The sequence below is a fragment of the Ruegeria sp. CDSA079 genome (genome assembly GCF_059612245.1).
Genome location: NZ_JBXWQF010000042.1, coordinates 1 through 9,537 on the forward strand (window position 1 = coordinate 1; position 9,537 = coordinate 9,537).

Annotated in this window: 6 protein-coding genes and 1 pseudogene; 2 read left to right on the forward strand and 5 right to left on the reverse strand. The window is 50.9% G+C overall.

From position 1 onward, the window contains the following. Positions 1–219 precede the first annotated feature (219 nt). From AC2FJZ_RS21985 to AC2FJZ_RS22005, 5 genes are all read right to left on the reverse strand, one after another. Entirely contained in the window at positions 220–957 is a 738-nt protein-coding gene (locus AC2FJZ_RS21985) for an MvaI/BcnI family restriction endonuclease (RefSeq protein ID WP_170567951.1), read from the reverse strand. A 14-nt stretch (positions 958–971) separates the two neighbouring features. Then, positions 972–2,642, reverse strand: coding sequence for a DEAD/DEAH box helicase family protein (locus tag AC2FJZ_RS21990; protein WP_170567950.1), 1,671 nt, complete (start codon positions 2,640–2,642; stop codon positions 972–974). 1 nt (position 2,643) lies between these two features. Next, positions 2,644–4,971, reverse strand: a complete 2,328-nt coding sequence (locus AC2FJZ_RS21995; RefSeq protein ID WP_496780333.1) for an ATP-binding protein — start codon at positions 4,969–4,971, stop codon at positions 2,644–2,646. A gap of 129 nt (positions 4,972–5,100) precedes the next feature. After that, a complete protein-coding gene (locus AC2FJZ_RS22000; RefSeq protein WP_496780335.1) occupies positions 5,101–6,555 on the reverse strand; it encodes a DNA cytosine methyltransferase in 1,455 nt (484 codons plus the stop codon). A gap of 81 nt (positions 6,556–6,636) precedes the next feature. After that, complete coding sequence (locus AC2FJZ_RS22005) at positions 6,637–7,071, reverse strand: very short patch repair endonuclease (protein WP_496780339.1); 435 nt, start codon at positions 7,069–7,071, stop codon at positions 6,637–6,639. Positions 7,072–7,478: 407 nt separating this feature from the next. Here AC2FJZ_RS22005 and AC2FJZ_RS22010 point away from each other — a divergent pair, with 407 nt between their 5' ends. Further along, positions 7,479–7,874, forward strand: coding sequence for a type I restriction enzyme subunit R domain-containing protein (locus tag AC2FJZ_RS22010; RefSeq protein WP_496780337.1), 396 nt, complete (start codon positions 7,479–7,481; stop codon positions 7,872–7,874). A 399-nt stretch (positions 7,875–8,273) separates the two neighbouring features. Further along, a pseudogene (locus tag AC2FJZ_RS22015) lies at positions 8,274–9,537 on the forward strand (hypothetical protein); the annotation flags it as partial.

The window sequence follows — 9,537 nt, forward strand, 5'->3', positions numbered from 1 at the left end:
AACACCCCGAAGTCTGCAACCGTGTGATCAACAAGAAAGAGGGTCAGGAAGGAGTGCCTATAGGCTCTATTAAGGCTAGAAGCTGTAGCGACGGCTACCTTGAGGCCTCGCTCACATCCCATGGCCAAATACTTTACGAAACTGCTCCAATTAGGTTGAACCACGACCAAACAGCCTATGCAAACACTCGCGCAAAATAGGCGGAACGGATCTAGTTGACTACATGGACAAAAGATCAAAGAAGCTGTTGCCCGGAAACAGCAAGGGAATGTTTCTTGGCCGGATTTTGAAGAGCGGCCCTTTTTCAGTAACCCGTCCATTCTTTTTGCTGATCAGATGATCCAAAGTGATTGTTCCTTCGCAAATTAGCTCAGGCAATAGCTCTACCCTTGCGGCAGAGGAGTAGGAGGCGTGTCGATAATGGAAGTACTCGACGCCGCCAAGCGTGCTGGAACTTGCTGAGACCCAGATTGTTTCAGGGTGACTGGCAGATAGTCTCGCCTTCAGTCTTTCCATTCTCCAGGAAGCGACATGCTCTTCTCGACCTTCGACGACTGCCCACTCTTCTAGCGAGTCCTCTACTCTATTGTGCCGAAGCACCAAGCCTTGCGGGTTTGGTTGACCCGCTCGAACTGAGCAGTAAAGCTTCTTTTCTTCACTACGTAAGTAGCCATATTTGTTTAGAATTTCTGCAGATGACTTAAGAGGGCTAATGTCCCAATCCGGTACGGCGGCGAACAGATTCACCCTGTGAGGATCAAAGGATCTTGAACCTCGTCTTGCAGAAACCACAATGCCATACTTCGTGGGTTTTCTCGTTGACTGGTAGTCAATTCCCATTTCCTTCAAAAGGGTCATACCAACAGAGGTCGCTCCATGCCCAACGGCCTTTATTGGTCCCTTTAGTGAGACTTGCGCTAGCTCCTCGATTAGCTTTTTAGCCTCTACGCTCAGCATAATGATACGCGCCTCTAGAATTCCTCAGCACCAGGAAATCGGAGTCGAGCCCCGCCATCCAAGTTGTCAATGTCGGCAACATCCGCCAAGTACTCATCAAAAAATGACTCCGCAGCGAGATTGTCAAAATGAATTATTCCCTCTTTGTGGTACCGGACGATTTCAGGATGTTTGTCAGAGTTAGAACGAGCTTCTTTGTTCATACTAATTCCCGCCGCGACTCGACGAATGTCCGCGACAAAATCCATTACATGAACGCTCTTTTTGCCGGGCGAAATTCGTAAACCTCGTCCCAGCTGCTGCAAGAATATGCGTCTGCTATGGGTCACGCGCATGAATGCCACAACGTTGACATCAGGAACGTCGATCCCTTCGTTTAGCATCTCAATAGAGATTAGTAGATCAACATTGCCGGTTCTGAAATTCGCCAAGTTGGTAAAGCGTTCCGGTCGAGTTAGTCCACTGTGCAAGACCGCTGCACGGATACCTCTGCTGGCAAAGAGGGGTTGAAGCTTCTCTGCATGGTCTATTGAACGGCAAAAGGCGAGTGCCCGAGGGTTCTCGATTTCTCCCATTTTGTCGCAGATCATCTCTACCATCGCGACATCACGGTCTGGCATCATCAAGTGCCGGTTTAGGTCTTTCACCGTCAAGCCTTGTTGAGAAAGTCGGCTTATTTCCTCCCAATCAATACCATCCGTTAGCATCTGGTAGTTGACCTGCGAAAGGTAGCCTTGCTGCATACCTTCGACAATGTCCATTGAGAAACAAGGCTCGCCGAACTGTTCAGTTAGACTGCGATCATCTGATCTCCAAGGTGTCGCAGTTAAACCAACCAAGAAATTAGGTTCCAATGCGTCAATCAGTTGGGAAAACGCTGTCGATGGAGCATGATGAGCCTCATCCACAATAACTAAACCAAAACGGTGACTTAGGTCGTCGCCTCCTCGAATAGCTGCTAGTAGCGATTGCCATGTCGCAAAGACCACGCCGCCTTCATACTCAGGCTTCTCGCCATCGGTCCAAAGGTGGGTAGAACACGTCTTCTCCAGCTGCGACCAAGACGAGGTTTCTAGTTGGCGAACTAAGTCGGTCATGTGGGCCAGAACGAGGATTTCTTGTCCGGAGTTTCTGTTCTGCTCATTCGCGATCAGCGTACTCGCAACCATTGATTTACCAAGCCCAGTAGCCATCACAAGTAACGCTTGTTGCCGTCCCGCACTTCTGACTTCTTCAACCGCCTCGACCGCTTCGATTTGATAAGACCTTAGCTCACGACGGTTTTTTGAGAGCAAAGGCAGCTTGTCGTAGTAGTCTAAGAGAAAATCACTGTTCCAAAGGCGCAAAGGAATTCCATCATTTTTTGCCTGAGCGTGGTGGTCGTATGCGCCCTCATAAAAAAAGGAATTCGAAATCGCTACTGCTACATCCGCTTCGTAAGCCCCCATCGCACGAATAGCGTCTTCTCCCGCTTCACGATCCATTCCGCCGCTGTTGCGATATTTTGCCTGAAAGACCCACTTTTGCCCTTTGAATGTTGCAACGACATCGGCACCTTGGTCACCGGTTCCACCGACAATGCTAACATCCTTGAACCCTGCGTGTGACACTAGTCGTGCCACCGCTCTTTCCAGCGCAGCCCAGGGGCCGAAAGTTAGACGTTCGACGGAAATGAAGCCGGGCATTTTAGGCCTGCCAATTCTCAAGTAGCCTTAGTGATGCAACCGAACGAGCGTACCTTAATCGCCAACTTAGATCTTTGTTAATTGCCGAAACGCCGTCCTCTTTTAGCCAAAGGATATCAGCGAGTGTTTCTATGAGCTCGGACACTGCCGGAGAGGTTGCGGCACTTTCCCCTTCCTCAAAAGGTGTGACAAAGAATAGCCCGTTTGTAACTAGTTGCGGCCAACCTTTGACGAGTTCGATTACAAAGCGGTTTGAGGTGTATTGAACAAAGTCCCCTGATATTATTCTCTCCTCAACCTCACTTTTCGAGGCCGACTCAGCTTGCTGGGCCGCTCTCTGTATGTGCGCGATTTGATCAACTGGGATGTCTTCGATGGCGATGGGTGAGACCTCAGGTAGGTTGGCGGCAAAGTGCCGCTTGAGCCCCTCTACTAGAGCTGAGGCATTAGCTTCTGTTTCTACGACTGAGTTGGATAACTCGGGAAAGTATTTTTCTCGAAGTTGTCGCTCTATTGTTGAAACAGGATACTCGCGGGGACTCTGTTGGGAAACGGCAAGAAAATGATGGGCCAAATCCATTAGCAAGCAATCAACCGGCTTTTCCAAGCTTTCCTCAAAAAATGAAGACTGCGAGTTGTAGTCGAACTTTAGTGAATATGCTTCCGGGCGTACGGAGTAGGGTCTCCCAAACACATCCTCGTCATGCTCATAAGCTTCAACCGTAATCGTCGGTTTTCCCGGTAATGCTTCAAGTTCATAAGGCCCGCTAAGCCTCGTGTCCTTCAGGAATGATGGCTGATCTGAAGCGTCGCCATGAGTTGTTTCATTCTTTGAAACTGACGATCCCTCGTCGTCAGTGTCGTCTTCTTCTGGGTCATCGTCGATTGGGAAATCACCCGACGCATCATCCGCTCCTTTTGAACTACCCCCTTTCTTAGCTTTCTCGGCTTGCAGAACCAATTCGTACCATTTGCTATCATCCTGATACGCTGTTTCTCCAGCTTGAAAACGCTGAAAAAATTCTTGAATTGGACCGGAGTTTAGCCCTCTGCCGTCTGCAGTCCCAGGTACAAGGTCTTTCAGCCCAGCGGTTCCCTTTCGATAACCAGCAAATAGACGGGCCAAAGGGCTGTCATTTTCAGGCAACATCATACGCTTAGCGATCATGGGCTGAATTGGTGAGTTTCCTCTGACAAACTCGACTACGTGTTTCCACTCTGGGTCAAGCTTGTCAAAAGAGTCTTTCTGGTGAGATACTCTAACGAAGTCTATCTCAAGCTCTCCGACTATCCTCCCCCCCCAGTGGGTGGCATCAACGGGGTATTCAAATAGTCTTTCTCCGTTCTCATCCACGAAGTAAAATAGCGATTTATCGAGTTCTTCTATGACACGCCCATTTCTAATGAGGTCTATCCCATAGTTTTCCTTGTCAAAGAACCGCTGAATACCAATCCATCCGCGTAGAGTTCTTTTTCGTTCCACGACGTTTTCGGAGTGACCGCATGCGTTACAGTTTTCTTCGATATCGGAGAGCCAAACCCAGCAGGTCGAACAAAATCTCCGGCTCGGAAGCTCTTCCTTAATGGGGATAATCGCGGGCACCTTGCCAAACTTTGCAGTCTCGACACTTCGCTTTTTGTCCCAAACACAGTGTTTTTTTGGCACGACCCTGTCGCTGTCGTACGAAAGGACAATCCCCATATTCTCCATAATGCGGCCGTATACTTTTCCGAGACGCGTTATGGTTTTTCGTTTTCCAGCCCCTCTTGTCAGCGCCCGTATTCTATCCCCCTCTAAGAGGGAAACTCGAATTCTCGTACCATGATCTTCATTCGCAAGCTCTGTTTCGGACTTAGGTTGCGTCTTTATTGGAGCCTCAAAAGTAGCATTTCGTTCCAACTCATCGAAATCGATAATGATACCTGTCCAATCTCCCGAGTCTTTGGTCGATGTCCAGACCTCTGTACGTCGCCCTAGTCTGGCAGTGGAGATATTGAACCCCATTCCAAAGAGACCCATTTTCTCAACCGGATCGTTTCCCGAGTAGCCAGCGCGGACAGCATCACTCATTTGGTCAAGCGTCATGCCTGTTCCATTATCCGATATCTCAATGAACCCAGTTCCGTCCTTCAGTTGAGCTTCGGTGGGCAACGCTATAGAGATCTTTGGATTGATAGGAGGAACGCCGCTGTGAAGTTGGTCGATAAAGGCGTCAATCGAATTGTCGATGAGTTCTGCGAGACATTGCCAAGGAGCGAAGTCTATTTGACCCAACATGCGTAGGACGCGCGGGGAAGGGGTTATGTCAACATGGGGAGTGCCGGTCACTTCACTGGTCTCCTAATTTCAAAGTTGCAGAATGCTGCAAATCAACCATGAGACGATTTGATCACAGCGTAACTAGCCTTAACTCTAGGCGTTGTTACTGCACAAAAAAAAGTTCTTGTTCAAGTTAGTCTAAGCAGCATGCTCCGGACGCTCACCCTGACTCGCTCCATACTTCTTCAAAGCTTGTAAGATGGCTTCACCCACGGCCCGACCGAGCCGAGGGGGAACCGCATTCCCCACCTGTGTATATTGCGGCACCTCGAAACGGCGACGCAGGCTGCCGGTCGTCTCTTTTGAACGGAACTCAAAGTGATCGGGAAACGATTGGAAACGAGCTAATTCGCGGACTGTTAGTGTTCTTGGTTGATCAGGGTGTACATAATCATCTGGAAGACTAACAACCGTAGGACTGGGCGATGACCAAGAGAGAGGCCTCTGGCTGTGTTTGCGAGTACCCAACCCCAAAATTAGTTCAACCAACTCGTTATGGGATATTGCGAGTACAGTTCCGTCTGGCGCTTTCGCTGGAATCCTCGCTTTGGCTACGGCTTCAGAAACGAGCAACTGTAGGCCTTCACGCGGTGTTTCAGCCGTTTTTGGAATCGCCAGAACCTTCGCCGGGATGCCCTGATCCCTAAAATATTGGTAGAGGCGGAAGCGTGTTTCTATTGGGCGCGAATGCTTGCGGAGGTTGTGGTTTTTCAGTTTTTTGTTTTTTTTACCTTGTTGCGACTTGGGTATCCAAGAAGTGTCTTGGCGCATTTCCCGCGCGTATTCCGCGATTTTTCTCTTTCGGCTGTAGCCTTGGGAGTCCAAATCCGAAATAGCATCATGAACGGTGAGAATCTCGTCGCCAAAGTGGGTAGCTACCGGAGCCAAACTCGGACGTTTTTCAAACTGAAGACTCCCGATCAAATCATATTCGGACTTCCAAATCTTCTCTGAAAAAAAAAGGCCGAGTTGGGAAGAAACATCTCTGCGCAGCCCCAACAGCATGACCCGCGGCCTATGCTGTGGTACGCCATAGTGCATTGCATTTAAGAGCACCGGTTGAACATCGTACCCTTTGCCAATTCCTTGAAGCGCCAAGCGCAAGTCTGAGAAGGGAGAACGCCTCCCATGTTTCCTAAAGTCTTGTGTCATCCCCGACACGTTTTCAATAACGACAGCTTTAGGCTCTACAGCTTCGACAAACTCAAGGAACTGCCACGGTAGGCTGTTGCGGACATCCTCAGGGTTTCGCCGCCCAGCTAAGGAAAACCCCTGACAGGGAGGCCCACCTGCCACTAAATCGATTTTCTTCGAACGCAACTTGTCGAGCGTTTCAGGGCATTTCAGAACAGCGGATAGCTCCTTTACGATCAGTTTTCTTGATGCTTGTTCGCCGACGCTGGTTCTCGCTGATGCGAAATCTTCCCAAGCACTTTGGTCGGTAATAGGTTCGACGAAATTGTGAAAAAACGTCTCGGCAGCCATTTCTGACTTTTCAACCGCCAGCTCTAATTCGAAGCCCGCATACTCGAGCCCAAGCGAAAACCCTCCGCATCCAGCGAACAAGTCTACATATGTAAATTGCTGCTTCATTCACCTGCCTCTCCGATTCGAGAGGAATCATAGCGGAGAACCAGTGCAATGCCAGGCTTTTTCCCCAGGAATTTTTATCAGTCAAAGGTGTTTTTCGGAGAGTATTTCCGAAAGCCTGGAAGTCAAAACCAAAGGATTCTTTGCCTCGCACTCCCAAACGGTATGAACTGACCAACCCAAGCCTTCAAGAGCTGCTATAGTTTCCTTGTCTCGTTCAACGTTTCTAGCAAGCTTGGGCTTCCAGTAGTCTTCATTGCTTGCAGGCACCCTACCGTCTTTACAGTCTTGGTGTTGGTGCCAAAAGCATCCATGCACGAGAATAATCAGTTGGTGTTTGGGAAGTACAATGTCAGGTTTACCGGGCAGGTCTTTTCTGTGTAGTCGAAAACGGTATCCCATTGCGTGAAGTGCTTTCCGAACTGCGACTTCGGGCTTGGTATCTTTCTGTTTGACACCACGCATGATCCTGCTTCGCATTTTCGATGACACAAAATCTACCATACCAAAAATTAGCATTTCCTCAGTAGAATGGCCAAGTTGCTCTTCCAATACAGGACGCAGTACTAGTTCCCCGGTCTGCTGCGGCAGCAGCTAGTGCAGCGATGCTGGAAGTGTTTAGGGAAAAGGCGGGAGCAGAGGGTCAAGTTGAGATTTGGTGCGGGGTTGAATGACCTCCATGAGGAGTACGGCAACGTCAGCTGGTTACATTAGCTTGCCAGTTAACGTGGATGGGCGGCAAGGCAAAGACAATGGTCGTGCTGCAGCCTCGCAAAGAAGCCGTGCGCTGGAAGCTGGCTATCGACGCTTGCATCAAGGAAAAGGGGTACTCCCTCGGAACACTGGCTGCTTACTCAGACGAGGTGCGCGACAGCTAAGTTGGAGCGGAGCCATTCACTGAAACCAATCAGACCCTGAACCCGGATTTGAAAGGGCAAGAACTTAAGGATGTCTTCAACACCGATGACTTCCAAATCCTCTTGGTGGTGAACAAGTTCCAGAAAGGCTTCGACCAGCCTCTGTTGTCAGCAATGTATGTCGACAGACGGCTTGCCGGTGGGCAAGCGGCGCAGACGTTGTGCCGGCTGAACATGACTTACAAGAGCGGCTCGATCAAGAAGGAGACAAACTTCGTCCTCGACTTTTCCGATAGCTCTGAAGAAGTGCTGAAAGCTTTCAGTCAATACTGCGGTAAGGCCGAGCTTGAGGCGGTATGTCGTGGGAACGCTAAGGACCAAGCTACTGGCTTCCGAGCTGTTGGCGCAACAGGCAGCGAACAACGCGAAGGAGCAGTTTGCGGCTTCACCGATTTTCTCCTCTGAACTGATTGAAGCCATTGTCGAAAGCTTTGCAGCGCACTCGGCTATGAGCGAACAAGCCTTAGAAAAGCGAAGAAATCCAGTCCAGCCTGCTAAAGCTTCTGCTGGAGCGTGGCCAGCTCTGGGAGACGCTTCGGGATGGTGGTCTTGATGGTAGCAGCTTTCGCCCTGATTGACGTGTGTCTTGGCTTTTTCGGAAGACCCTCGTTTTAAGGATCAACGCCCATTATTGGCCAAACCGAAAGAGTTTTCCTGGACCTGACTTAGCCGACGATTCGCAGTGTGGTTCCCGATGGCACGGACTGTGCAGTAATAAAGTTCCACCATTGCGCAACCCGACCCACCGGGCTGCACTCCCGACAACCTGTCCCTTCTACCAACAACACGATCAAGGACCTGTTTATGGCTCAAGCATTTGCCTTGGCCACTGGATCGGCTTGTGCTTTGCAGCATGAGTCTGGCTCGGTGGTACAAACACCATTAAGACCTCTCTATAGAGATTGTACCAGCTACGGCTCAGGAGACCTGACTGACGCCACGACCACCTCGTTGCTGGAAGAACTGGCTCGACGTGGAGGGGGTCCTACGCCGCAGGATGTCGCTACAGCCCTGCGAGAGCTTGTCGCTACAATGGTCGCTATGGCTGATGGGACAACGCCCACCAGCTTCTTCCTCTCCAGCCTTGATCCTGGTGTCGGGAAGACAACGACGTTGATCCACTTCGTCCATCACCTTCTGAGGTCTGAACATCGTGGCGGCGTGGCGGTCCTGCTCTGCGTTTCCCGTCTGGAAGAGATTGCTCGCCTGGTCGAGGAGATGAACCTCAATGAGGCTGACTTTGCGATCCTGACTTCTGACGAAGAGTTCAACCGTTTGAGTTCTATACCGCCAAGCGAGGCCCGTGTTCTGCTCACCACTCACGCCATGGTCATGAGCCGTTGCCGTGGCCGTCGCTTTGGGGATGCTGGTGTTTTCCATTATCACGGCAAGGTCCGCGCTGTCCGGGTGTGGGACGAGGCGGTGCTTCCCGGCGAGGTGGTCTCTCTCAACGCGGATCAGCTTGCGTCCTTGCGTGACCCGCTGCGTTTCTCACATCCGGCGCTGGTTGAACTGATCGAGAGGCTGGAAGATGAACTTGAGGCCTCATGTGGTCAAGGGACCTTTACTTGGCCTGACGTTGAAGCAACCACAGGGGTCAGCCTGTTTTCGGTCCGGCCGGGTTTGGAGCAACGACACGCCTCCTATCTGGACGCCTTGTACGCTCTTTCAGGGCGATGCGTTCTCCTGCGAAAACCCAATAGAGCCTCCATGGTCATCTCTGCGCTCGACAGCCGAGACGCGATACCAAACGATCTGGCCCCCATGGTTATCCTCGACGCCTCCGGGCGCGTCCGTGCGACCTATGCGTTGTGGGAGAAGCATCTGGGGAACCTCGTGCGGCTGCCCTCAGTAGCCAAAAGCTACGGGAACCTCACTGTCCACGTAATGGACAAGGGGTCTGGGAAGAACGCGTGGTTGAAGAACGGCGAAGCTCTGGCTCAGGAGGTTGCCCAACTGATCGACGGCAAGCCCGAGGAACCGTGGCTGGTTGTGTATCACAAGGGAGTCAAGAACGGGGCCATTCCCGATCAGATCATGGGTCTGCTCAGTTCAAACCCCGACCGTG

Coding starts and splice junctions, on each gene's coding strand:
- AC2FJZ_RS22000 (WP_496780335.1), bottom strand. CDS start 6,555: ATGAAGCAGCAATTTACATATGTAGACTTGTTCGCTGGATGCGGAGGG.
- AC2FJZ_RS21990 (WP_170567950.1), bottom strand. CDS start 2,642: ATGCCCGGCTTCATTTCCGTCGAACGTCTAACTTTCGGCCCCTGGGCT.
- AC2FJZ_RS21985 (WP_170567951.1), bottom strand. CDS start 957: ATGCTGAGCGTAGAGGCTAAAAAGCTAATCGAGGAGCTAGCGCAAGTC.
- AC2FJZ_RS22005 (WP_496780339.1), bottom strand. CDS start 7,071: ATGCTAATTTTTGGTATGGTAGATTTTGTGTCATCGAAAATGCGAAGC.